At 49.4% G+C, this 24232-nt stretch carries 18 protein-coding genes; 7 read left to right on the top strand and 11 right to left on the bottom strand.

Annotation, left to right across the window (positions count from 1 at the left end; translation table 11 throughout):
- Positions 1 to 6: 6 nt before the first annotated feature.
- From PRUB_RS04300 to PRUB_RS04265, 8 genes are all read right to left on the bottom strand, one after another.
- The gene (locus PRUB_RS04300; protein WP_010383826.1) at positions 7 to 498 is read right to left on the bottom strand and encodes an ankyrin repeat domain-containing protein; all 492 of its coding nucleotides are present in this window, start codon (positions 496 to 498) and stop codon (positions 7 to 9) included.
- Positions 499 to 582: 84 nt separating this feature from the next.
- Positions 583 to 1389: an inositol monophosphatase family protein gene (locus tag PRUB_RS04295; protein ID WP_010383825.1), complete on the bottom strand. Its 807-nt coding sequence runs from the start codon at positions 1387 to 1389 to the stop codon at positions 583 to 585.
- Complete coding sequence (locus tag PRUB_RS04290) at positions 1376 to 2221, bottom strand: EamA family transporter (RefSeq protein WP_010383824.1); 846 nt, start codon at positions 2219 to 2221, stop codon at positions 1376 to 1378. The genes PRUB_RS04295 and PRUB_RS04290 overlap by 14 nt, the downstream gene beginning before the upstream one ends.
- Entirely contained in the window at positions 2214 to 2789 is a 576-nt protein-coding gene (locus tag PRUB_RS04285) for an NUDIX hydrolase (RefSeq protein WP_010383823.1), read from the bottom strand. Before PRUB_RS04285 ends, PRUB_RS04290 begins: the two co-directional genes overlap by 8 nt.
- Positions 2790 to 2807: 18 nt before the next feature.
- Positions 2808 to 4028: an aminotransferase class III-fold pyridoxal phosphate-dependent enzyme gene (locus PRUB_RS04280; RefSeq protein ID WP_010383821.1), complete on the bottom strand. Its 1221-nt coding sequence runs from the start codon at positions 4026 to 4028 to the stop codon at positions 2808 to 2810.
- Positions 4029 to 4050: 22 nt separating this feature from the next.
- Positions 4051 to 5094 carry a TauD/TfdA family dioxygenase gene (locus tag PRUB_RS04275; RefSeq protein WP_010383819.1) on the bottom strand — a complete coding sequence of 348 codons (1044 nt, stop codon included), beginning with the start codon at positions 5092 to 5094 and terminating at the stop codon, positions 4051 to 4053.
- Positions 5095 to 5351: 257 nt separating this feature from the next.
- Positions 5352 to 6269: a LysR family transcriptional regulator gene (locus PRUB_RS04270; RefSeq protein ID WP_010383817.1), complete on the bottom strand. Its 918-nt coding sequence runs from the start codon at positions 6267 to 6269 to the stop codon at positions 5352 to 5354.
- A gap of 297 nt (positions 6270 to 6566) precedes the next feature.
- Positions 6567 to 7271 (bottom strand): hypothetical protein, encoded by a 705-nt coding sequence (locus PRUB_RS04265; RefSeq protein WP_010383816.1) that lies wholly within the window; start codon positions 7269 to 7271, stop codon positions 6567 to 6569.
- 161 nt (positions 7272 to 7432) lie between these two features.
- Here PRUB_RS04265 and PRUB_RS04260 point away from each other — a divergent pair, with 161 nt between their 5' ends.
- Entirely contained in the window at positions 7433 to 7813 is a 381-nt protein-coding gene (locus PRUB_RS04260; RefSeq protein ID WP_010383815.1) for a hypothetical protein, read from the top strand.
- A gap of 354 nt (positions 7814 to 8167) precedes the next feature.
- Positions 8168 to 9361 (top strand): DUF3103 family protein, encoded by a 1194-nt coding sequence (locus tag PRUB_RS04255; protein WP_010383813.1) that lies wholly within the window; start codon positions 8168 to 8170, stop codon positions 9359 to 9361.
- Between the two features lie 183 nt (positions 9362 to 9544).
- Here the strand turns inward: PRUB_RS04255 and PRUB_RS04250 are convergent, their stop codons facing one another.
- Together PRUB_RS04250 and PRUB_RS04245 are read right to left on the bottom strand one after the other, a co-directional pair.
- On the bottom strand, positions 9545 to 11263 hold the full coding sequence (locus tag PRUB_RS04250; RefSeq protein WP_010383811.1) for a HEAT repeat domain-containing protein: 1719 nt from the start codon (positions 11261 to 11263) through the stop codon (positions 9545 to 9547).
- An 11-nt stretch (positions 11264 to 11274) separates the two neighbouring features.
- Positions 11275 to 13212, bottom strand: a complete 1938-nt coding sequence (locus PRUB_RS04245; RefSeq protein ID WP_010383810.1) for a hypothetical protein — start codon at positions 13210 to 13212, stop codon at positions 11275 to 11277.
- 271 nt (positions 13213 to 13483) lie between these two features.
- Here PRUB_RS04245 and PRUB_RS04240 point away from each other — a divergent pair, with 271 nt between their 5' ends.
- The 3 genes from PRUB_RS04240 to PRUB_RS26580 are packed head-to-tail and all read left to right on the top strand — an operon-like array spanning position 13484 to position 18532.
- Positions 13484 to 14749, top strand: coding sequence for an efflux RND transporter periplasmic adaptor subunit (locus tag PRUB_RS04240; protein WP_010383808.1), 1266 nt, complete (start codon positions 13484 to 13486; stop codon positions 14747 to 14749).
- The gene (locus PRUB_RS04235) at positions 14742 to 17885 is read left to right on the top strand and encodes an efflux RND transporter permease subunit (protein WP_010383807.1); all 3144 of its coding nucleotides are present in this window, start codon (positions 14742 to 14744) and stop codon (positions 17883 to 17885) included. The genes PRUB_RS04240 and PRUB_RS04235 overlap by 8 nt, the downstream gene beginning before the upstream one ends.
- A 20-nt stretch (positions 17886 to 17905) precedes the next feature.
- Positions 17906 to 18532 (top strand): TetR family transcriptional regulator, encoded by a 627-nt coding sequence (locus PRUB_RS26580; protein ID WP_010383806.1) that lies wholly within the window; start codon positions 17906 to 17908, stop codon positions 18530 to 18532.
- An 86-nt stretch (positions 18533 to 18618) separates the two neighbouring features.
- On the opposite strand, the gene PRUB_RS04225 is transcribed toward PRUB_RS26580, so the two are convergent.
- Positions 18619 to 20265 carry an endonuclease gene (locus tag PRUB_RS04225; protein ID WP_010383805.1) on the bottom strand — a complete coding sequence of 549 codons (1647 nt, stop codon included), beginning with the start codon at positions 20263 to 20265 and terminating at the stop codon, positions 18619 to 18621.
- 326 nt (positions 20266 to 20591) lie between these two features.
- Between PRUB_RS04225 and PRUB_RS04220 the strand changes: the two genes are divergently transcribed.
- A complete protein-coding gene (locus PRUB_RS04220) occupies positions 20592 to 22409 on the top strand; it encodes an assimilatory sulfite reductase (NADPH) flavoprotein subunit (protein WP_010383804.1) in 1818 nt (605 codons plus the stop codon).
- A gap of 54 nt (positions 22410 to 22463) precedes the next feature.
- The gene (gene cysI / locus PRUB_RS04215) at positions 22464 to 24188 is read left to right on the top strand and encodes an assimilatory sulfite reductase (NADPH) hemoprotein subunit (protein ID WP_010383803.1); all 1725 of its coding nucleotides are present in this window, start codon (positions 22464 to 22466) and stop codon (positions 24186 to 24188) included.
- Positions 24189 to 24232: the final 44 nt, after the last annotated feature.

Here is a 24232-nt window from a genome sequence, read left to right as displayed (position 1 = left end):
TTTAAATTAAGAACGCGACAAGGCCGCTGTGGCGTCGGTATGTTTATAATATACGGCCAGGTCAAGCGCGGTTTCCTGTGCGTCTGTCAGGGCGTTTTGATCAGCGCCAAGTGAAAGTAACAGCGTGACTGCGTCGGCATGGCCTTCGACTGCGGCTTCATGCAAAGGGGTACGTGCACTAAAAGAAGGCACATCCGGGTTGTTGGTTCTGGCTTCTAAATCGGCGCCCAGCGTGAGTAAGGTATGGATGGCATCAAGCTGACCAAAGGTAGCAGCTTTATGCAGTGCGGTACTGCCGTTGCCAGTCGCCACCTCAAGCGCGCAGCCCTTGGCGACCAGGGCATCGATGACCTCACACTGTCCTTGAATCGCCGCATAATGTAAGGGGGAGTAGCCTTTTTCGTCTTGCACATTGACCGCTACGTTGTCCGCTTGCAAAAGTGTGGTTAGCTGAGTCCATTGTTGCTGTTGCGCTAGTTCTAAAATTTCCTTGTTCATTCCAACCTCGTCTCTAAGAGTTTTTTGTTATGTTTTATGATCTGGGGTGGCAGCGCTGGACACACTGTCCGCGCTGCTTTTCGCTTATTGATATGAAAGTTTTTCTAATAGTTCTTGTGCCAGGGGCAGGGAAGCCGCTGACAACAGAGAGTCGCGTTTTAATAACTGATCCTGATTGCCGTGTAAGTCCATGACCACAGCACCGGCTTCTTGCAAACACACAATCAGTGCGGCGCTGTCCCACGGCTTCATGATGGTGTCGATGGCTGCATCGACTCGGCCGCAGGCGACCTGGACATGCTGAATGCAATCACCTGACAGTTTAAAGAGTCGCGCTTCGTGAAATACGTTATCGATCCGCCACGGATACTTGCCATTTTCAAGCCACAGGTTGGTGCCATGAATACCCGATGCAGTGATCACTGCCTTTTTGACTGAGGTGACCGGATCCTCAATGGTGACTCTGGTGGCCGCTTGATAAGGTGTTTCAATAAAACAGCCGAGTCCCTTAGCTGCGTAGCACACCTCATTGATCCCGGGTAACGCCACACATCCTAATACGGGTTCGCCTTTATCAATCAGGCTGATCAGTGAACCATAAATAGGCACCCCCAATCGGTACCAGGCTGTGCCGTCGATGGGGTCGATTAGCCAGTAAGTGTCTTGTGTCTCCATCCCTGATACACCCAGCTCTTCGCCAAACACGGGGATATTGTAATCAAGGGATTTAAGCGCCAGGCTAATGAACTCCTCAACGTTAATATCCACTTTACTGACAAACGTATTATCACTTTTCATAGAGAACTCAGCATTGAGCTTAGATTTCTCTATTATTTGTGCAGCTTCCTTTGCAATTTTCACCACTTCATCAAGTAAATCAGTAAGATTCATTTTTTGTCCCAATTTGATTTGTCATGTTGTACACGATCAAGGTCAAAGCCAGTGATGAGTACAGGATAAATTTATAAGTGCTTATGTCCTGGTGGTATAAATGAAACCCGATGATCATGCCTAAAATAGGAGACATAATCTGATATAAAGACAACACATTAAAGCTCACTTTTTTACTTGCACTCACAAACAGTGTGAGTGGTAAAAAGGTAATGAAGCCCAACATTAATAGCATTGCCCAGTCATTTAATTTCACACTTTCTATAAATCCAAAATCAATGAAAAACCACAATAAACAACACAGCGGTAGCATCGCTTTGGTTTCATTAAATAGCCCTGTTAATGGATCTAGGTTGTGCTTCTTATGCCACAGTAAATACAGCACAAATGGCACGGAGATCAGCAGACCTATAAATGGAAAATTGCCGCTAATATAGAACTCAAGAAAAACGATAAAGAGGGAGAGCGAGAAAAAGAACCAGTCCTTTTTCTGATTACTCTCGCCGCTAAAAATACTCACTGACAGCAATAAAATAGGCAGTAAAAGATAGGCGTAGCTTGCCTCAATTACATAGCCCGACTTTATTGCTACGGCATATCCACCCCAATTCAGCATTAATAATAATGCGGGGATCAGGTTTAGCTTTAAGCTAAAGCGCTGCGTTTCCTCTGCTCTCATTAATTTTAGGTACAAACCCAGCAATATAAAGGTGCTGATAATTTGTGCCAGCAAGAAGAAAAGCGGGGGATACTCGCCAGAGAAATAAAAATATAAAGGCAGAGAACCCCAAATGACGTTTGCGGATATACCTTTTAAATGGTATTTAAGCATTGTCTTTATAGATCTCTAATTCGAGTGTTTTCTCGACCATTCTGTGGATCGCCGGATCGTCGGTGAGTGCTTTTACTTGCTCGAGCGGTATCCATTGCAACTGTTTTGATTCCGCATTTTTAATCGCTTTTGCCTGCGCCGGGGCAACAAAGTAGCAGGTCACATCATAGTGCGGATGCTGCGGTATTCCTTTGTATTCCGGGATATCGTGAATATCGATGTCGAGCACAAAGGTGTTTGCTGATGACAGTGAGGTGATGCCGCTTTCTTCGGTTGCTTCGCGCAAGCAGGCATCAATAAAAGAGCTGTCTTCTGGCTCAATGTGGCCACCAAGCTGAAACCACTTGCCAATTTTAGCATGCTGAGTGAGCAACACGTGCTGGCGATCATGCGACAAGACCCAGGCAGAAGCGGTAAAGTGCCCTGCCTGATTGCTACTGTAAATGGGGTCGTCACTGTTTTTCAGGAATGACAACATATGCTCCCGATACCGTGCCTCTATCTCGTATGTTGTCGCGTAGTTTTCCAACAAACCTTGTAATTCATTGATTGTATTTTCTTTGTTCATGAGTCGTCCTTGGTATGCTTACAGTTGTGTTGACCAGTTACGCAGCGAGGTGGTTAACTTGTCTTCCAGTTGGCTAAAATCGATTTGCTCATGGGCTAGACACACGAATGAGTTGTGCCCCTGCAGCATGAAAATACCCTCAGCGATCATGGTCTGTTTCAGCTGCTCTCTGGCCGCAAAGTTGTTCAGCATAGGGTCTGAAAAGCGCAGATCAAACAGGGTGTCGTTTAATAAGCTGGTTGCGCTGAGTAACTCGGTTGTGGCCGAGTGGGTGATGGCGGCATTGATGGTTGAAACAATCTTTTGGCAGATGAGCGGCAGGCGCGCATAGCCTTCTCGTTGCTGCATTATGTCTGCGACTATGATCCCGGCGTGCGCTGACAGGACTTCTTTGGTGTGGGTACCGCCAATCCTCGCGTTTTGATAAATCTTGATGTGCTCTGGCTTGCCGAGCAGCACCGCCAGTGGTAATCCATTGCCCACGGCTTTACCAAGGATGATGTAATCTGCTGGGATCGCTTGCGTATCAAGCATGCCTGCCGGGTTTGCTCTGCCGGCGGTTTTGGTTTCGTCGATGATGATTTTTATGCCATATTGGCGACACAGCGCGGTTGCCTGTTGTAATGTTTCAGTGGTCATGAATGCCAGCTGGTAGACATCAATGGCAAAGGCGGCTGTGGTGTCGCCGTGTTCGCTCAACAGTGCTGTCAGGCTCGCGATATCACCATCCGTCCAGTTAAATACGCCCTGCTCACCATCAATCCCGCGCATACCTTGTGAGAATCTCAGTGCTTCGCGCTTTTCACTGCCTGGCCATTCGTGCCAGCTTGGTGTGTTGGCAATCTGGCTGTCGTGCCATCCTAAGAAACCACAACGGATGAATTTACTGCGACCTGTTTCCAGCATGGCGCAGCGCATTGCTGCGGTTACGGCTTCTGAACTGGTTTTGAATAGGGTAACAACTCGCATATCCTGATACTGGGCTTCATACACTTTGGCAAGTTCGCTATGCACATCGGCAAAACCAGGAAATGACAGGCCATTGCTCAGTTGTTCTGATACTCTGCGCACAAACTCTTCATCAGAATGGCCTAATATGACGGGTCCCAGGCCCAGAATGAAGTCGATATACTGGTTGCCATTTTGGTCTGTCACTGTGTAGTTTTTTGCCTTTTTAAATAAAATAGGTGCATCATTTTTGGCAAAGTACCTATCACTTCCTACTAACGGTGAAATCATTTTTTTCCCTTTTCTTCTCTTTTTATACGGTTGCTACATGTTGAAGGCGTTCATTTTTCGGCAGTTTTCTCCAGCCATCATAACTAAACCCATACATTCGGATTAGCCACCTGTCATTGCCATCGTACAGGGCGTGGTTGGTGAGGTTGTCTCTGCCATGCAGGAGTGTTCTGTTATTGAGAATGAGGACTTGTCCTGGTTTGAGCACGAGACGTGTGACGGTACGCTCATCATCAAGGTATGCCTTGAGTTCCGTCAGTGCGGATTTGGCACGTGGCGTTAACCCTTCCAGCTTGCTATAGCTAAAGCGAATGTTGAGCTTGCCATTGATTTCCGCGATGACGCTCACCCCTTCGTTTACATAGTTAATGTCGAAGCTAGACTGGCTGGTGGTTCTAAATTCGGGCCGCATTAAATTGCGAATGGTTGAGTAGGGCAGGCTATCCAACAGATCTTGCAAATACCAAACCCGTGTAGCGCAATTGGTTGGGTTCCTGATGCTGGCCAGACCAAATATGTCGGGTGCAATACAGTGTTTGTCTGTATTGGTTTTTATTTCTTCAGGCCAAAGCCCATTCACCACTTCGGTGTGTGGTTTGAGCTGTTTTGTTGAGCGGCTTTGATATAACGGGTTATTTTTTGCTGGCATCACCATGTGGGCTAAACGCCCATTCATTTCACCTTTATAACTGGCAACTTTGTGTCCAGTTAGAGAAATTAATCCCATTAATGTTGCCGCTGGCATTTTCCATGTTTTATGTTCAGGTGGATTATCATTGCAAGGCGTCGATGGTATACCTGATGTATCAAAACAGTTGTTAAAGATTATCCAGTCATATTCATTGTCTTCAGCAAAGTTTTCTACTTTTTGTAAGATAGACTGATTTTCAAATAGTTTTTGCCGTATTACGTGCTTTGCAATTTCACTAATAACGTAAGGCTCTATTTCCTGATCATAATTGCTCAAGTTGCTTTGCAAATAACTGTGCACGGCATTTGAACTGGTCAGCCCTTTGCTGAAGTTAAGTTCCAATCCTCGTCCTTTTGGAACTGCGCTGATACTCATTGCCTTAACCTCCAATGATGTTAATTCTCAATTATGAGCTTGTATGTTGAGGTTAAGGGTACTTGAAGTAATGTTCAGAATCTCATACATCAGATGTTACTAAGTGGAACAATCAGTGGAATATATGTACAGACAAGAAAAGGCGAGGAGGCATGATATACCGCTGATATAGTATATCATCTTGTGTTAAATTTTTGTGTTATAAAGAGAAAAAAATAATCATGCTGCGGAGTGATATAATTATCACTCCTGGCCGGTTAGGTATTTAGACTCGGGATCAGTGTGATAAGTGCATCGATGAAGTTTCTTACGCGGCTCGACATATTGTCTCTGTGCTGCAACAAGGCATTGAGCTGCACTTCGTGAGTCCACTCCTCAAGACATGTCTCTAACGTCCCGTCTTCAATGTATTGCTTCGATGTAAAGTCTAACGCGGTGGCAATACCTGAGCCGTCTAGTGCGAAAGAGATCAGCATTTCATCACTGTCACAGATATGGGACGTCCCTATATCAACTAAAAACTGCTTTCCAATATCACTGAAACTCCACTTATTACCGGTTTTACAGTGGCGATAGCGAATACACGGGTGATTAATTAACTCACTTGGATGACTGGGTTTTGGGTGGCTGCGCCAGTACTCTTTACTGGCAACAACATAAGTATTAAATGTCGTAAGGCGTTTGCAAATATAGTTGCTGTCGGGTAACTCCCCCAGGTGTAAAGCAACATCCACTTTTTCTGCGACCAGGTCTCCCAGGTTGTTGTCGACCATAATATCTAAAATGACGTTGGGGTGGCTTTTTTTATATTGACTGAGGAGGGCATGAAAGACTTTGTTATCGAGGACGCTGGGGATTTTAACTCTGAGTAGCCCTTCGCTGTTTTGTGAAAAATCACGGAGCATTTCGTGACTCTCTGAAATGGCCAGATTGAGCCGTTTGCATTGCTCAAATAGGGCATCGCCTTCACGGCTCAGGGAAAAGCTTCTTGTGGTTCTGTTGATAAGCCGAACGGAATACAAGGACTCAAGTTCAAACACATGATTTGTTAGGGTACTGCGCGATTGGCCTAACTTTTTTGCAGCTTTGGAAAAGCTACCACTGAGCGCAATATGATAAAAAGACTGAAGCCAGATACTGAGCTTCGCTTGGTTATCCGATACATAACTGCACATCTTCGAATTCCGTTTTACTTTTATTAAATTGCTACATCACCTCTGGGTGTTATTTCCTTTATAACAAAGGTGCAAGTTAAAGTAAGCGCAGGTATCAATTGGTGTGTATCCATACAATTCAGCCAAAATGAAACCCAATAAATTAGTGCGTTTACTGTAAGTTGTCATTAAAGCTTAACAGAGCCAGCTAAGGCAAGAATAAAGCGACAACATGACACGACCGGCAGGCAGGAGTCAGAGGCGAGCGCGCTTTCGCATACTCTTTGTCCGGCCCCGGTCAGATGTTGTACAGAACGTTTAACGGGCGTGTTGGCGACGTCTGCGCCAGGGGGGAGATTGCAACAACAGCACCATACCACTGAGGCAAAACGCGACACTACAGGCTGCAAAGGTGATCAGTAAAGGGTTGTTGAAATCATCCCGCTCGTCATAATCCATGATGTGTAACATCCAAAAAAAGTCGAAAATGCGCCACAAGGTGCTTCTGACCGTGATCACCTGACCGCTAAGGGCATCCAGATACAGGGTTGTGCTGAGTGTGTCGGCAAAGGTGACCTGCCATATGTGAGGGCGATATTGCACTTCCCGGGGACCTGTAGTGAGCAACTGTGCAGAGCCGACGGGGCTGTCACCGAGAAAGTGGGCCTGTGCATTAGCACGGATCTGCGCTTCGGTGGGAGCAGGAAACGGCGCTCCTGTGGCGGTGAAATAGGCGCGTTCTTCACCACTGGCAATGATCATGGGTTGATCAAGAAAGTGACTAAATGTCAGTGTGTTAAACCCTTTAACAGAGTGTGCCAAGTGATTAAGGTCGGCGCGATAATCAGTCTGACTAAACGGGTTGTCCAGCGCACGCTTGGCCAGGTGCTTACCATGCACCATGTCCAGTGGTATGGCACTCATGATCAGACCACCGAGCAGCCAGGCAAAGATCTGTAATGCCAGCAGATAGCCTGTCAGCTTATGGAATTTTCGAATGGGTTTATAGCGGGATTTATTCATAGTGCTGTTTTTTCGTCAAAATTGCTGATAGCTTATGAGAATTCGCGTAAAATCAATAGTGACATATTGTCGCACCTGCCAATCGAATGTGTTCTGGCGCTTGAACATGGCGCAGGTATGGCAGCGAACCACTCATAAAGAAACAAGGTAAATGTCCCGTCATGTCAGAAATCCAGTTTTTAAATGTCGATTTAGAGTTAGAATCCAAGCAGGATATTTCTGCCCTGGTTGCGGATCTTAAAAAGAACGCAGTAATACTGCATTACGATAAGGATGAGTATCGCCAGTTGGCCAGAATTGAGGCCAGTGCCGAAGTGACGAGTCCGGATAAAGCCATCAATCATTTGTGTGAATTGATCGAATCATGCTCTAAAGCAGCGCTTAAGCAGTGGCTGGGGTGCTCTAAGCGCACCTTTGATATCGGCTTCAGCAGCGGCGAGCAGCCAAAGTGCTATTCTCAGGCGCTGCACGCAGACACCTTGTTACGCATCTCCGCCATCGGTGCGGGTATGGAAATTACGCTTTACCCTGTTGAAAAATAACAACGTCTATTAATTACCTTCACTCGTATAGAGAGCCGGGCCTGTTCAGTTGCACAGGCCTTGGTGGCCATTGTACCGTCTGCCTGTCACTGTTTCCCAACCAAAAATAATGAATCAAACAAAATAGAGTCTTCACTCTTGTTTAAATCCAGATCTAAAAATAAATTTAAATTTAACATTTAAAGTTCTTTTAAAACATATATTTAATGTCTTTTTGTTAATTTTTATGTGTAAAGTTTATATTAATATGTTGATAATTTGATTTTCGTGTTTTATCTTGATTTGGCACACGAGAGGTGGCTTCCCGTGGTTCAGGTGAGGCCAGAACAGGATTATTTCTGGAGAATTATAACAATGAAACGCATATCTCAGATGACCTTATCTGCACTGGCTTTGAGCCTGAGTGCAGCGGCAAATGCAACCGCAGCCCCGATTGACGCTGTGAATAATCTGGCAGCACCACTGGCGCAGATTGACCGTTTTAACCCGCAGGCTTTTCAGGTCAGTGACATCAAAAAAGTGATGGCGAAATCACTGGCTCTGGAACTGTCACAGCAAGGTCCGCGCTGGCAGTCAACGCTGGCGAGCCAGTCTCGTCTCACTGTGCAGGAAATGGGCGTATCTGCTCAGGCACAGTCATTGATTGGTCAGGCAAGTACGCAGACACGGGTATTAAAAGGGTTGCCACAAAGCGACAGCAATTTATATCAATTGCGCCTGGCATCTGACACTATGCTGAACCAATGGCAGGAAGGTGAAACACCGCTGATCGCCTTTGCCCCTAAAGGCGATGATAAAACCTGGATCCATGTTGAGGCTTATGACAGCGAGGGCCAGCTGCACTTGCTGGATGCGCAGCAAATGCCGCAGCGTCCGGTGCTGGTCCTGGAGTTGGATCAACAGCAGGTGCGCCGCGAAGGGTTAGCTGTGATGCAGGACATTTTCAGCCGTGCCAGACAGACTCAGACCGTTGAGCGTTTTGCACAGGACATGTTGCAAACCAATGAGGTGCGTATACAGTCTGACGCGATCTCGACCAGCGTTTTAAAGCGTATTCGCCTCAATAATGATCAGGAACCCTGGGTATTGGGTAAGGCGGAAGTCTATGGGATTGTCACCGGGGTGAGCCCATCACGAGACGAACCCGTGCTGGATATCGTTGATATGCCTTACCTGGACCATGATGGTACAGACTACACCCCTAACCAAATCCTTATCCACTGGGAGCGTTATCGCTGGCAGGCTGCTGACGTGCTGCTGATGGAGCAGGATGACAACACCAATTACAAAGATTTAGCAACGACCTTTTTGGATATTGTGACGCAGGTAATGCGCACTATCCCGGATCCAAATGTACAAGGTTATGCGATCATCCCACAGCTGACCAATCAGTTGATTAAAGCCATGCCGGATCATTGGTTCAGTAACGACGATGACTACGTCGATGTGTTCTATACCTTGTTTGAAGGTCAGAATTACAGCGGTTATATGGGGGCCAGCAACAACGCAAAAATCACCTTATCTCCCTTAACTATCGAGCCAAGATAAGCGTCAGTAGCTTGTCTATTGCCTCGCTTATTAAGCTCACAACCCGTTGAGTAGGTTACGGTCTAATGGACTAGACCGGTTTTTTTATTCTCCCGCGAGCCTGCCATAGTGCAGGCTCGCTTGTTTCTGTCGCTGAGTGGTTATACCAATTTCAAATAGAACACTTAATTAAGCAAACTGGTATTAGTGCGAATAGATGGCTTGCATCAGCGCGCGCAGGACTTGCTGATCTTTTTCTTTTTTCACCAGCGCTTTAAGGCGTGGCTTGAGCGCCGGGTCGGTTTTGGTTTGTTGTGCCAATGCCGCGACCGCAGCCAGTCGTACCGCTTGAGGCTGAGATTGACTATAGCTGAATAGCCCATCGACCTGCTTACTGGTGAGTTCGTTGTTGCCAATGGCTTTGAGTAGCGCTGCCTGAGTGTCTTGATCTTGCTCCTGAGTGAGTTGAGTCGTCAGGTAATCGAGACTCTGCGGATTGGGCATTTTACCCAAAGACTCGGCGGCTTGTTGTCTCAGTCTGGGTGCACTGGCTTGCAAAAAGGGGGCAATATGCTGTTGCTGGCTTGCATCACCACTGTTACCGAGCGCAGCCAGCAGGCTGACCTGACGGTGACTGTGTGAGGCTTGCCTGAGTTGTTGCGTCAGGCGCTGCGCAACATCACTGGCGAACTCACTGCCTTGCTGATTATGCGCAATAACGCCCAGTACCATCATGGCGCTGTTACTCAGGCGGCGATGTTCACCATTGCCTGTTTGGCGGGCGGACTCCATGACCAGGTCGACTAATTCAGGGTTGAGTGGCTGCTGCGCATATTTCAGGCCCATCAGGCTTCTGAAGCGTTGCTTACCTTGTATTTCCGGATCTAAATACACATCCACCAGTAACTTGTGTGCGTAAATCGAGTCATTTTTGCCAACCATCATAAACAAACGCTTCAACGCCTGATCAGACAGGCTCTGCGATTTGATCACTGCTTTCAGCGCGCCGAGGTAAATTTGGTTGTCATACAGAAGTTGAGCCAGTGCATCTGAGCTCAATGTGCTGATATCTTGAGATTGCAACAAGGCAATGAACTGCTGGGCATCTTTTAACGGTTGTGCGGGTGGCCTGGGATAGAGTTGTGCTTCGCTGAGCTGTGGCCACAAGGTCGGGTCATCTCCCAGTGTTAATAGCAAAGTAGTGGCCGGGATGGGGGCTGGGTTATAGCGGAACTGGATCTGTTGCTTCACGTCAATTCGGATGTCGCCTTGCTTGCTTTCAATCTGGGTATGATTTTGTCCGCTGAGCCGGGTTAAGCCACACTTGTCTAATGTGAGTGTAAACTGATCAGCACGGACTTGCGGGAGTCTGAATTCGAGCAAGTTCGCACTGGCCTTGGTGCTTAGATAGGCCAGCTTGGCGCGACGGATGGACTGATCTGCATTGCGGCTGTAGACCACCTGATATTGCCCCAGATTGTCTTGTTCTTGCTGTGTGCTGGGTACGGACAAATCCAGCGATTGCAGGTGTTCGCTGTGCAGGCTCTGATAAATCGCCAGCAACTTTTGCTGATCTGCACCCTTGAGCTTACCGGCAAAGTGATGTGCCATCAGTTGCTTGGTCTGGACATGTATTTTCACCGCAAAGGGTACGCTATACAGGGAGGCTTCAACCGCCTGCTGGTCAAGCTGCAGTGTGGGTTTCACCAGCTGCAGGCCCAGCCAATAGTACTTTTCAGTGCGCATCAGAGGGCGATACAGCAGTCGGCCGTCCAGCGTGAGATGATTACTGCTTGGCTGATTGAGTGTCAGCATATTGGTTTCGGCGACGGTCTTAAAGTCGCCCCAAAAGGTGCATTGCGTCTGCGCCTGCAGGCTGCCCAGAGGCAGCGCACAGGCGAGAAGAAAACGTGCAATCGTCATGGGTGTCATCATCAAAACTTAAAGCTGTCGCTATAATCCAGCATTTGCCAGGTTTTATTATACAAGGCGCCAGTATCATACAAAGTTTTGGTGGCCGTTTTAGTTGGGAATGAGCAGCAGAACTCATACCCCGGGTATTTCACCCACAGATAGAACTCACCCTCAATCGCTTTCATGTGGTTGCTGACATCAATGCCGTAACCAATTTCAGAGTCAGAAATTGCTTTGCTGATATCGACATAGGCTTCGGCTGATAAGGTGTCTGAGATGATCAGGAAGTCTACACCAATCCCGCCGCTCGCAACCAGCAGATCGATCCCCGCGGTGGCATAGGCATCCAGGCTGGCCGTGAGCACGTCACCCCCAATGCTGAACTTTTGATCTTCATATTTGAGGTCGGTATTTACACCGACAGAACCTTTTACGCCGGCAGATACAGAGACCGGGACAATCACAATTGTAAAGGTGGTAGAGAACAACTTCTGTTCTTCTTCCCAATCATAACCATAGGATTCATCCAGGGCAGAGACGGTATCGCCTTCTTTGATCAGGCTGTTGCCCAGCAAAGATACCCCCATGGAATAGGTGACTGTACCGTCTGCACCGGAGGCGATGCCTGACGCGCCGGCGGAAAACAGATCGGTGCTTTTATCGAACATATATAAGTCAAAACCACCAGAGGCCACGGTCCATGCCAGGCCACCATTGGAGGACTGGAGCAACACCCAGGACAAGAAAGAGGGCACGATCGCAACCTTAGACTTATCACCATATGTATTACTAAAAATTTCAAATGCCCAGAGCGTGTCACTGTTGCTCAGCAGCCCGGAGATCCCCTGCGAGTCTGTATTTGGCACGTAATTAGCGGCCTTTTGACTGACAGCTGGTGTATTCACCGTTGCCGGGGCTGTGAGATCATGGTCGTCCAGCCAGCTCTGATCGGGCTGCTGCTGATCGTACAGGGAATAGGGCACGGTGATGGTGAGACTGTTGTTCTCACTATTTGCTTCAGAATGCGTCGACAGATCGTGCAACGTGAGTGTCAGCTCAAAGGTGTTCTCTTCTGCATTGCTGTCATAACTTTGCTGCAGTTTGTCCAGGAGGACACCATTGATAGCGATATCGTAAGGGAAATAGTGACTTTGCGTATGGTCGGCAAACTTGATCAACATACTGTCGGCATATTTGTCCTGCCCTTCTTGCCAAAAATGTGCATCAAAGTCGGTTCCGGCAACGTTTAATGTGGCGGTGACTTTGGCATCGCTGACCAGGTGACCAAATTTACTGGCATCAAAATGGCCAATAATGTCGGAACGTTTGTGCTCGGGCGCATCCTGAGAGGTGATCTCACGTTTGCCTTTATCCGGGAACATCGCAAAACCATCGCCGACCACAAGGGTGTCCATGACAAAGTCATGATAATAGGTACTGTCTATGCTGATCTGGGCATAGGTAGTCAGATCTCCCTGGTCAAAGTTGCGAGAGCGGTTATCGCTGAGGTCTGCTTCATTTTCGATACTCTGAGCGCTGTCAACGTAGGCGGCGATCAGGTAGTCCCCGCTTGGCATGTCCTCATTGGGCAGCATCAGCTCGGCAGTAAAGGTGTGCTCACCGTCGGATAGTTGAGGAACGTAATGGGTGCCCAGGTTATAGCCTTGCGGCTCTACCTCGCTGTCCAGTTGCGCCACTTTGTCCAGAGCAATGGCCATAAAGGTAACACCCACGTGTTGTGTTTCCAATAATGTGCTGTGGATAGTGTAATCCAGTTGCAGTGGCTGTCCGGGTTGCAAAGCAGTTTGAAGCGGGTTGGTCAGACTGTCCAAACGCACATTAGCAACGGGTTGGGTGGTCTCATCATTCGATGTGGGTTGTACAATGCTCAGTGATTCCTGATCGTCACAGGCTGTAAGAGCACCCAACATGCTCAGGCTTAAGAGTATCTTGCGCATAATTTATTCGTATAAAGATGGGGGCTTCATTGTACCCATATAATTATGGAGAGAGTGTGGATTTAAACGCGTGGGATTGTTTTTTATTTATTAATATCAGTGTTTTATATCATTGTTGATAGAGTCTTCACTCTAAAGCTGCCTGTTTGCATTTCAATGTGGAGCGCGTTCATCCGTGTGAGGCGCATACAAAACAAACAAAATTATTTTACATACATTCTGGTATGTATATAATTCAAACATTCCAGTTGGTATGTAAGTGAGAGTGAATGTGAAATCGTATCCAGTTATTGCAACCATGATGATGAGTCTGTGGTTCGTTCAGCCCGTTTATGCGCAGAGCACAGCGGATGCTTATGCCGTTGAGGTCAGCCCGGTGAGCAAGCAAGCGGTGAGAGACTGGGCATTTGCCGAGGGGATTGCGCAGGGGATCCGCCGTGAATACCTGAATTTTGAAAGTGGCGGTAAAGTGGTGTTTCTGGCGGATGATCACAGTGGCAATCGTTTACGCCCCGGCAGCTTTGTCAGCGGTCCTAAATCCGGTGAGCGTTTTGGTCAGTTGCTTGCGCGGATTGACGAGCGCACTGGCGCGGAAGCCGTAAAAGGCTATGAGGCGTCTTTGCGTAGTGCCATATTAGGCATTGAACAGGCGCAGGCACAGTTGCATCAGGCACAAAACAATCACCACCTTGCACAAACTAACTTCCAGCGTGCTGAATCTATGTGGGCGCGTGAACTCATTTCCAAAGAGCGCTACGAGGCAGCAAAAACCGACCTGCTTAACACCCAGCAATCGATGAATAATGCATCCGCGGCACTGGATGCTGCCCGCAGTCAGAAATTGGCTGCACAGGCTCAGCTGAATCAGGGCAAGGTCAACCTGGAGAAAACCGGTATTTTCGCGCCGTTTGATGGCCAGCTCAGAGCCGTCAACATTCGTCAGGGGGATTATTGGGCAGGTCCGGCGGCAGCTATGTCAGATAAAGAACGAGAAATGCATGCGGCCATGGTGGTGATCGATACCAGTCAGTACGAAGTCACGCTCAACGTTCCCTACTATGCAGCGGATAAGCTGGCTGAGGGGCAAACTGTGTACCTGAGCTGGAGCAATGAGAAGCTGCTGAATGCTGCACGCAGCGGATTTACCACACAGGATATCAGTCTTGGCAAAATTTTTTCGGTCAGCCCGAGTATTAGCCTGAACAAGCGTGCCATTGAGGTCAAAGTACATACGTTTCAGGGGGCTGATACCCTCAAAGATGGTATGCACGTGAGCGCCTGGATAAACGTTGCAGAGAAACCACAGGCCCTGAGTGTGCCCCATCAGGCAGTGATGATGCGCAATAATCAGCCTTTTGTGTATGTGGTTAATCAAGACAACAAAGCGCAATTGACAGCAATTACAACGGGTATTGAAGACCTTTATCGGGTTGAGGTTGTGGCTGGCCTGAAAGCGGGCCAGCGTGTGGTGGTAAATGGTGAGCACTTGTTAGTGCACGGCAGCCAGGTACGCATTGTCGGAGCTGACCATGAATAAGCAGGGATTGGCGTACAAGCTGTTTGTCGACAAAGTCATCTCGACGCTGTTGTTGGCAATTTTACTGGTGGGTGGTGTTCTGGCTTACTCCGGTATGCTGAAAGAAAATTACCCAGACCTGGAAATACCTCAAGCTATTATCACGGTGGAATGGCCAGGCGCTGCCGCCGAGCAGGTTGAGAAGGAAGTCACTAAACCGCTGGAAGATGCGCTTAATGGCCTACAGGGGCTGAAAAAACTGCAAAGTGGCTCGCAGTTTTCTTTCGCTGTGATCGCGGTGGAGTTTAAATCTGACGAACCAATGAGCGAGGCAATGCAGCGCCTCAGAGCCAAGGTAGATGAGGGGAAGGCGGAGTTCCCCAGTGCAGTGAAAACGCCACTGATCGAACAAGTGTCGGTCAATGATACGCCTGTCATTGAATTTATGTTGTATGGCTCGCTGGACGATACAGGTTTCAGTCGGGTGGTTAAAACCATTGAAAAGCGTCTTGAGGCCAAGCCCGGGGTGAAAAAGGTCGATAAGGGCGGATATCGTGAAACAGTGGTACATGTGCGGATGCTGCCGGACAGGTTAAGATCGCTGAAAATATCGCCTAACCTGGTTCGTCAGCGCATCGAAGAGGCCAATCTGGATACCAGCTGGGGTGAATATGACAATGGTAATCGTATCCACCGTCTTTATCTTGCGGGTCGCTTTGATGATATCAAAGCGCTGCAGCAGTTGCCGGTAGCCAGGCTCAGTGACAACCGCTTAGTGCGTCTGGAGGAGGTGGCGCTGGTCTATAAAGGGCTGGATAAAGTGAAAAGTGAAACCTACTTTTCCGAGCAGGGGGAGGCGTTTACACAGGGGGTGTCACTGGGGGTGAAAAAGCGCCCGGGCGTTGACACCATTACCTTGATCAATGAAGTGAAAACCGCCATGGCGGACTACCAGACGCAGGGGTTCTGGCCGGAGGGTCTGAAGGTGCAGATCATCAGTGATGAGAGTGCGCTGATTGATGAGTCGTTTGCTAATGTGTTTGGCAATATCTGGCAGGCCATGCTGGCCGTGTTCATTATTCTGATGGTGTTACTCACCTGGCGGGAGGCACTGATCGCGGGGGCTGCCATTCCATTGACGTTTCTCGGCGCGTTGATGATCCTGGGCCTATTCGGTTATACCCTGAATACGATGATGATCATCGGCATGGTACTGGCTCTGGGCATGCTGGTTGACGTATTTATTCTGGTGATGGAAGGCATGCACGACAATTTGTATCGTAAACGGTTGCGTTTTCAGGACGCGGCGTTGGCAACCGTTAAAACCTATGCCATGCCGGCGTTTTCTGGCCAGCTGACCACCATTCTGGCAATGGCGCCAATGATGGCAATTGGCGGCGTGGATGGCAAATTCATCCGTCTTATCCCCATTACCGCTGTATTGTGTCTGGTGCTGAGTTACCTGATAGCCTTTTTAATCTGCATTCCTTTGTCGCAGTATCTGTTGCGTGATGCCAAACAGGCACAACTGAGTCAGGTTGATACACTGACTCAGGCTGCCGGACAGGCGTTACAGCGCTGGCTCGGTCGGTTTGCGCTGGGCAGCCGCCGTCAGGCCGGTGCCTGGGTGGCTGGCAGCATGCTCGTGTGGGTGATATCAATTGGGCTGATGAGCACTTTACCTTCACTACTTTACCCAAAAGGGGATGGCCGCAATTTGGCTATCACGATTGAGCTGGGGCCCAATGCAACACTTGCCCAAAGTCGCCTGGTGGCTGAGCGTGCCGGGGATTACCTCGCCACCAAGCCATACTTCGAAAACGTGACTATGTACGTGGGTAAAAAGAGTCCCCGTGCAATCAGTTCTATCAGTGATCAACTATTGCTCAATGAAAATCCGAATCTGGTTGGCTTTTCGGCCTTATTTGTGCCAAAAGATGCACGGGAGCAATTAGCCTATGAGTATGTGCCTGAGCTCAGAGCGGGCCTCAACGAAGCGCTGGTAGGTGTGGCGGGTGTCACAGTGCTGTTTACGCCGGAGGTAGGGGGGTCGAGTAATGATGATCCGGTGCAAATTGTACTCAGTGGTCCGGATATGGCGCAATTGTCGGCGAATGCCAGCGAGGTTCAGCAGCTGCTGGCAACCATTGACGGCGTCACTGACGTGCGTAACAACCTCGGCGCCTGGCAAAGTCAGGTCAGGCTGACAGCTGACAGGGAAGCACTCAATTTTCATGGTATTACAGAGCAGGATTTTGCCAGTCAACTGCGCCTGGCAACGGAAGCCGATGAGTTTGGTAAGTTTAAACTGGCAGGGACCGAAGACGACCTGAAAATCAGGCTCAGTACGTACTGGGAAAGTCGCGATGAGGACATTGGCGGACCAAAATCTCATGCTGAGATCAACCTGATCAGCCTGTTTACGCCCAGTGGTGAGCTGGTGCCGGGCGGCAACCTGGTTGAGTATGAGATTGATGCGGTGCCGCCACTTTACACCCATGCGCAGACTCAGCGTGCCATCACCATCAAAGCCAAGGTGGACGGCATCACAGTGGGAGAAGTGATCTCGCAGCTTGAACCACAGCTGCGCGCCAGGGAGCAAAACTGGCCACAAGGGTATCACTATAGTTACGCAGGGGAAGCTGAAAATGCGGAGGAAACCTATGGCTCTGCCGGGATGGTATTTGTACTGGCGATCATGATGGTGTTTGCAGTCCTGACCCTGGCGCTGGGATCCTTTAAACAACCTCTGGTGGTCCTGTTTACGATCCCATTGGCCTTGATAGGCACCTTCACCGGATTCTGGGTGTTTCAAATTCCGTTTTCTTTCCCGGCCATGATAGGGTTGATAGCCTTGGTGGGGATAGTGGTCAACAACGCGATAGTGATGCTCGACACCATTAACGGCCATATCAAAGCAGGTGTGGTTTTACGTGAAGCCTGTGCTCGTGGTGCAGCAGAGCGCCTGAGGCCCATCATCGGCACCAGCATCACCACCATCGTTGGGTTAGTGCCGCTGGGATTAAGCGATCCAACCTGGTTCCCGCTGTGCTTTGCGATTATCTTTGGCTTACTGGCATCGACACTGGTAGCCATGATTGTCATACCGGCAATGTACATGCTAGTCTCGCGACCAGTAACCGATAAGCCTGCTTAACAGTGTGTTGGAACAAACTCATGCCCAGAAGAACCAAAGAAGAAGCCGAACAAACACGACTGGCGCTGATCAAATCGGCGCTGCAATTATTCAGTGAAAAAGGGGTCGCGCACACCACCCTGATGGACATTTCCAAGGCTGCTGGCGTCACCAAAGGGGCGTTTTACTGGCATTTTAAAAATAAGCTGGAAGTGCTGGAGGCCATCACTCAGGAATACGCCTTGCCGTTGGATGAGGCCGCGCAGCAAAAGCTGGAAACTCTGACCCCCACCCCGGCAAACCTGATTGATGCAATCGCCTTTTATTTTGAAACGCTGGAGCAGTCAGAGGCGCTGATTGCCTTTCAGGAAGTGATCTTGTTTAAGTGTGAATATACAGATGAGTTCAGTGCATTGCTTAAACGGGACAAAGATGATCTGGAGAAAGCGCGGGATACGTTCGCGGCCTTCATGGGTGATATGGATGCGGCACACTGGTTGGGCCCGCGAGGCGACGCTCAGCACATAGAAGCAGTGAGTCAGGCATTGCTCAATGCTTTAGTCGGGGCGCTGCTCCATTGGTTGACGACCCGTCAGGGGATACTGTCTCAGACCGTGACGCAGACAGTCAGATTGATTTTACGCGGTGGCGGACTCAAAGTGGATTAAAGGCAGACAGGCGTCTGCCTTTATTGATTGGGGCCAGCCACAGCCTTGTGCGCTGGACCCCATTGCGCTTAATACAGTGGTATGCGTTACCAGATCTGCTCTACAAATTCAGGGTGGTCCACAAACGGATTGCGGTTGCCCTGGAATTGATAGGCACCGTCATTGCGGGCACGCTCCAGTGCATCAACCGGATCTGCCTGGTGCCAGCGTTTGAGCATAGTGACAACCCAGTTCTCAAAGACCTGATCACTGCTGCCATTGAGCACGGCATCTCCATTCGTGGAGTAGCTTTGCCAGCTGGCAATGCGGTCCTGGTAGCGGGTCGCCATATAGAAATAGGCGCGGGCGAAGTCTCCCTTAAACGCGTCGATAGGTTCAAACACGGTGCCACTGTAACCGATGCCAGAACCACTTCCGACTTTACTGCCATTACTGGAGATATAGGTGCTGCTGCCTACCTCGCCAAATGGAAAGCTGCTGCGACGATTGTTCACGTAGCCATCGGATGCAAAGATATGATGTATGTCCGAGTTCATTGGCTCAATCTTGCCACCAAACCAGCTTTTCGGGAACGAATGTTCACGGTTGTAGCAGTCGCCTTCCGTACGGGCGGTGCCACATTGATCGCTTACCGCCGTAAACTCGTGGCTGTCAGTACCGGTTGGTTTTTCTGAGTAACGGTCCAGCACTGTGCCATTGTTCTCGAAGTAGCGGTCACGCTCGTATTGATCGATGAACGACCAGATAGCGCTATAGCCCTGATTGTTATGGCTGGCAATGATATTATGAAGTGCTGTTTTAAGCGCATAACCGCTTAAACCTGCTGCGGCACTATAGTAACCCGTCGGGGTATCACCACCGCCGTCGCCACCCCCATTGTCCGTGCCCAGCGTGAAGCTGTGCGAAGCCGAAGAAGTAAACTGGCTGCCCGACGCCAGCGTCCCGGATGGGCCTGTCAGGCTATATGAGCCGTTTCCATAATTGCAACAAATGCCGTCACCATAGCTGTCAGATATCGTAAAAGTGTATGAGCCATCTGTTAAACATACCGCTTCACTGTAGTTCTGGCTGGCCCCGTAATTTTGACCACTGGCCACAGTCGCGTTCGACGCGTTCTTAATGACCCAGCTGGTTTCTTCGCCATACCTGTCTGTGGTCAGACTGAAAGTGAGCGCGTGATCCTGGCAGCTTCCACCGGCTGGCGGTGGTGTGGTGGCAGCCCCGCTGGGCTGAAAGTTATCGACATAGACGGTTTCGTTGCCGTCAAACCCGCTGACATCGTAAAAACGCAGACCCACGGTGATTTGGCCATTGCTGGTGGCCGTATAATCGTGGCGCAGTTGTTGCCATTGGTTTAATTGCTGTGGGTCTGAATAATTGTGATAACCGTCGGCTACCAGGCGAGCTCTGACGCCGCCTTCCGTATGATACACCCAGGTACTGAAGGTGTATGTCTTACCGGCCTCTACGGACACAGATTGTGTCAGATCCGTATTTCCCTGCGTTGTGGTGAGCACACTGACGGCCGCCGCTGTCTGTCCGCTTTGAACGCGATTTTGTTCGGTAGTCAAAGAGATACCCGAGTCAATGGTGGTCCAGTTGCTGGGCTTACCCAGCTGCCATTGTTCGAAATCTCCGTTGGTTACCTGTCCCCATGTCATGGTACTGAGCAAGCCTAAGGCACTGCCCACCAGACGCTTTGTCAGGCACGAAGCCCTTTTTTTTGTAATCATTTTATTATTCCCGTGTTCTATTTTGTACTTATCATTGTTGTTTGGTTGTAAAAAACCGAGTGGGAGTTTAAAGGGTTTTTGTTACATTGTCGTTAACTTTTGTATTGTGTAAATCGGTACAATGATTTTTAATCTGTTTTATTTGGAGTTTTTGAATATCCATAACCAAATGGAATAACAAAGCAGATACTGTTCTTTTTGTCGCGCGGTGAGTTGCGTATCCTGCATGCTAAGAAAATGACCGAATTGCATCTATGTGCGCGGGTGGAACCGCCGGGGCAATTCGGCGGGGCAAGCTATATAAGGGTTATGGGGAAACAATCATCATGTTGTTAAGTCAACTCAGTGCCGCGGCCAGTCCGCTGACACAAGAACAACTGCAAAAATTACAGGGGTTAGTGGCGGAGCTTAATCCGATCCAGCAAGCCTGGGTCAGTGGTTATCTGGCTGCCAATGCCAACACCGCCGCGCTTGCGGGGAGTTTAGGACAGACGCCTGCGGCGGTTTCTGAAGCGGCGCCTTTGACCATTTTATATGGCTCTCAGACGGGCAATGCCAAAGGCGTTGCGGCGCAGTTAGAGAGTGCAGCAAAGGCACGTGGCCTGCAAACCAAGCTGGTTAATATGGCTGACTACAAACCTTCAGCCCTGAAGAAAGAACAGTTTATTGCCGTTACGGTGTCCACTTATGGTGAGGGTGAACCGCCCGAAGATGCTGAGACGTTGCATGCCTTTTTGGCAGGTAAAAAAGCCCCGAAACTGGATGGTGTTAAAGTGGCTGTACTGGGGCTGGGCGATTCAAGCTATGAGTTCTTCTGTCAGACTGCCATTGATTTTGAAGAGCGCCTGCAAAAACTGGGTGCCGAGTCTGTCGTTGCACGTGCTGATTTAGACGTCGATTACGAAGATCAGGCAACAGCCTGGATTGACAGTGCCCTGGACGCGTTTGAGCCTGCGCTGAAAGCTCAGCAGGCGGATGCGGGTGCCAACGTGGTCGCTATGCCATTAGCAACGGCCGGTGCTCATGCCAGCCAATACACTAAGCAGAATCCGTTCAGCGCAGAAATCTCTGTGGTACAGAAGATCACTGGTCGTGATTCAAGCAAAGATGTACGCCATGTAGAAATTTCTCTGGAAGGGTCTGACATTGCGTATCAGCCAGGTGATTCACTGGGCGTTTTCTTCCTTAACGATGAGCAGCGTGTTGACGAAGTTATCGCCTTGCTTGCGCTGGAAGGGGATAGCGAAGTCACACTTGGCACTGAGACGCTAACACTGCGCACTGCGCTGATTGAAAAACTGGAACTGACGCAGTCTTACCCTGGTTTTGTCGAAAAATATGCGGCAGCAACAAGTAATGAAGAATTGAGTGCACTGGTGAGCGACAAAGCGGCGCTGCGCGAGTACATCGAAGCGCGCCAAATTTTCGATATCATCAAGCAGCAGCCAGGCACGCTGAGTGCACAGGCACTCGTGGACAGTTGTCGTAAGATCCAGCCGCGCTTGTACTCCATTGCATCGAGTCAGGCTGAAGTCGAGGAAGAAGTGCACCTGACTGTGGGGTTGGTTGAATTTGACGCCTTTGGTGAAACCCATCAGGGCGGTTGCTCTGGCTTCCTGGCGCATCGCGTTGAGGAAGGCACGCAAATTAAAGTGTTCAGCGAGCATAACGACAATTTCCGTTTGCCAGCAGACGACAATACACCGGTGATCATGGTAGGCCCAGGTACTGGTATCGCACCATTCCGTGCTTTCCTGCAAGAGCGTGAAGCGCGTGACGCTGAGGGCGAGAACTGGTTGTTCTTCGGTAACCCGCACTTTACCCAGGACTTCCTGTATCAGGTTGAATTACAAAAGTACGTGAAATCGGGCGTGCTAAATCGCATTGATCTGGCCTTTAGTCGTGATCAGGCGGACAAAATCTACGTTCAGGACCGTTTACGTGAGAAGGGTCAGGACGTATACACATGGTTGCAAAATGGTGCGCATTTTTATGTATGTGGAGACGCCAGCCGTATGGCCAAGGACGTTCATCAGGCATTAGTGGACATCGTTAAGCAGTATGCAGGTAAGAGCGACGAGGAAGCTGAAGAGTATCTCAAAGAGCTACGCAGCGCGGGTCGCTATCAAAAAGACGTGTACTAATCCTGCGGGATTAGTCAGTACACACCGTCACAGTGTAAGAATTTAGGAATAAAGATGAGCAATAGCGATTACAAACCCAACAGTAAGCTCGACCCGAACGCCAAACTGTCTGATAACGAGCGTTTGAAAACCCAGAGCAACCTGCTGCGTGGCACCATTAAAACCGATCTGGGCGATCAGCTGACCGGTGGATTTACTGCCGACAACTTCCAGTTGATCCGCTTCCACGGCATGTATCAGCAGGATGACCGTGATATCCGTGCTGAACGTATTAAACAGAAGCTTGAGCCGATGCACAACGTGATGCTGCGTGCGCGGATGCCGGGCGGGATCATCAAGCCGCACCAGTGGCTGGCGATCGACAAATTTGCGGAAGAAAAAACCGAGTATGGCAGCATTCGTCTGACCACGCGTCAGACTTTCCAGTTCCACGGTGTACTTAAGCCACACATTAAGGAAATGCACCTGACGCTGAACGATGTGGGTATCGACTCCATCGCCACCGCGGGTGACGTAAACCGTAACGTCCTGTGTACCACTAACCCGGTTGAGTCTGAACTGCATCAGGAAGCTTATGAGTGGGCGGCACGCATTTCTGAGCATCTGCTGCCAAAGACCCGTGCCTACGCCGAGATCTGGCTCAATGGTGAAAAGCAGGAAACCACCGAAGAAGAGCCGGTACTAGGTAGCACTTACTTACCGCGTAAGTTCAAAACCACAGTGACTATTCCACCGAATAACGAAGTGGATGTGCATGCCAATGACCTGAACTTTGTGGCCATTGCCGAAGATGGCAAGTTGGTTGGCTTCAACGTCCTGGTGGGCGGTGGCCTGGCTATGACTCATGGTGATGTGAACACCTACCCACGTAAGGCCGATGACTTTGGGTTTATCAGCCTGGACGACACACTGGCGGTGGCCGAGCATGTGGTTGGGGTGCAGCGTGACTGGGGTAACCGCGCGAATCGTAAGAACGCAAAAACCAAATATACCCTGGATACCTTTGGTACAGATACGTTCAAAGCGGAAGTAGAAAAACGTGCCGGTGTGACCTTTGCACCGAGTCGTCCGTATGAATTCACCCACCGTGGCGACCGCATTGGCTGGGTAGAAGGGATTGATGGTAAGCACCACCTGACGGTCTTTATTCAAAGCGGCCGGATCCTGGATTATCCAGATAAGCCTCTGAAGACAGGTTGTCGCAAGATCGCCGAGATCCACCAGGGGGATTTCCGCATGACAGCAAACCAAAACCTGATCATTGCAGGTGTACCGGCAGAGCAAAAAGCGGAAATTGAACAACTGGCACGCGAACATGGCCTGATTGATGAGGCGCATACAGAGCAGCGTAAAAACTCAATGGCCTGTGTCTCCTTGCCGACTTGTCCGCTAGCGATGGCGGAAGCAGAGCGTTACCTGCCTGAGCTGATTGAAAAAACCGAAGCGATCCTGGCGAAGCATGAAATTGCTGATGATGACATCATTTTACGTGTTGTCGGTTGTCCAAACGGCTGTGGCCGCGCCATGCTGGCAGAAATTGGCTTTGTGGGTAAAGGACCGGGTAAGTACAACGTGTACCTGGGTGGTAACCGTGCCGGTACGCGGATCCCGAAACTGTATTTAGAAAACGTGGGTGAAGACGTATACCTGCCGGCGCTGGACGAGCTGATTGGTCAATGGGCCAAAGAGCGTCAGCCGGAAGAGTGTTTTGGTGACTTTGTGATCCGTAAGGAAATTGTGGCGGAAGTGAAGGTATCTAAAACCGACTTCCATGCATAATGAAGTGGGCGCTCGGCGCCCCTGACCACGGCTTTTAGCGGTGG

The sequence above is a fragment of the Pseudoalteromonas rubra genome, assembly GCF_000238295.3.
GTDB lineage: Bacteria > Pseudomonadota > Gammaproteobacteria > Enterobacterales > Alteromonadaceae > Pseudoalteromonas > Pseudoalteromonas rubra.
This window is presented reverse-complemented; position numbering and strand designations above follow the sequence as displayed.

Bases quoted from the DNA above. Each gene is read 5' to 3' on its own strand.
- PRUB_RS04300 (WP_010383826.1), bottom strand. From the start codon at position 498: ATGAACAAGGAAATTTTAGAACTAGCGCAACAGCAACAATGGACTCAG.
- PRUB_RS04295 (WP_010383825.1), bottom strand. From the start codon at position 1,389: ATGAATCTTACTGATTTACTTGATGAAGTGGTGAAAATTGCAAAGGAA.
- PRUB_RS04290 (WP_010383824.1), bottom strand. From the start codon at position 2,221: ATGCTTAAATACCATTTAAAAGGTATATCCGCAAACGTCATTTGGGGT.
- PRUB_RS04285 (WP_010383823.1), bottom strand. From the start codon at position 2,789: ATGAACAAAGAAAATACAATCAATGAATTACAAGGTTTGTTGGAAAAC.
- PRUB_RS04280 (WP_010383821.1), bottom strand. From the start codon at position 4,028: ATGATTTCACCGTTAGTAGGAAGTGATAGGTACTTTGCCAAAAATGAT.
- PRUB_RS04275 (WP_010383819.1), bottom strand. From the start codon at position 5,094: ATGAGTATCAGCGCAGTTCCAAAAGGACGAGGATTGGAACTTAACTTC.
- PRUB_RS04270 (WP_010383817.1), bottom strand. From the start codon at position 6,269: ATGTGCAGTTATGTATCGGATAACCAAGCGAAGCTCAGTATCTGGCTT.
- PRUB_RS04265 (WP_010383816.1), bottom strand. From the start codon at position 7,271: ATGAATAAATCCCGCTATAAACCCATTCGAAAATTCCATAAGCTGACA.
- PRUB_RS04260 (WP_010383815.1), top strand. From the start codon at position 7,433: ATGTCAGAAATCCAGTTTTTAAATGTCGATTTAGAGTTAGAATCCAAG.
- PRUB_RS04255 (WP_010383813.1), top strand. From the start codon at position 8,168: ATGAAACGCATATCTCAGATGACCTTATCTGCACTGGCTTTGAGCCTG.
- PRUB_RS04250 (WP_010383811.1), bottom strand. From the start codon at position 11,263: ATGACGATTGCACGTTTTCTTCTCGCCTGTGCGCTGCCTCTGGGCAGC.
- PRUB_RS04245 (WP_010383810.1), bottom strand. From the start codon at position 13,212: ATGCGCAAGATACTCTTAAGCCTGAGCATGTTGGGTGCTCTTACAGCC.
- PRUB_RS04235 (WP_010383807.1), top strand. From the start codon at position 14,742: ATGAATAAGCAGGGATTGGCGTACAAGCTGTTTGTCGACAAAGTCATC.
- PRUB_RS26580 (WP_010383806.1), top strand. From the start codon at position 17,906: ATGCCCAGAAGAACCAAAGAAGAAGCCGAACAAACACGACTGGCGCTG.
- PRUB_RS04225 (WP_010383805.1), bottom strand. From the start codon at position 20,265: ATGATTACAAAAAAAAGGGCTTCGTGCCTGACAAAGCGTCTGGTGGGC.
- PRUB_RS04220 (WP_010383804.1), top strand. From the start codon at position 20,592: ATGTTGTTAAGTCAACTCAGTGCCGCGGCCAGTCCGCTGACACAAGAA.
- cysI (WP_010383803.1), top strand. From the start codon at position 22,464: ATGAGCAATAGCGATTACAAACCCAACAGTAAGCTCGACCCGAACGCC.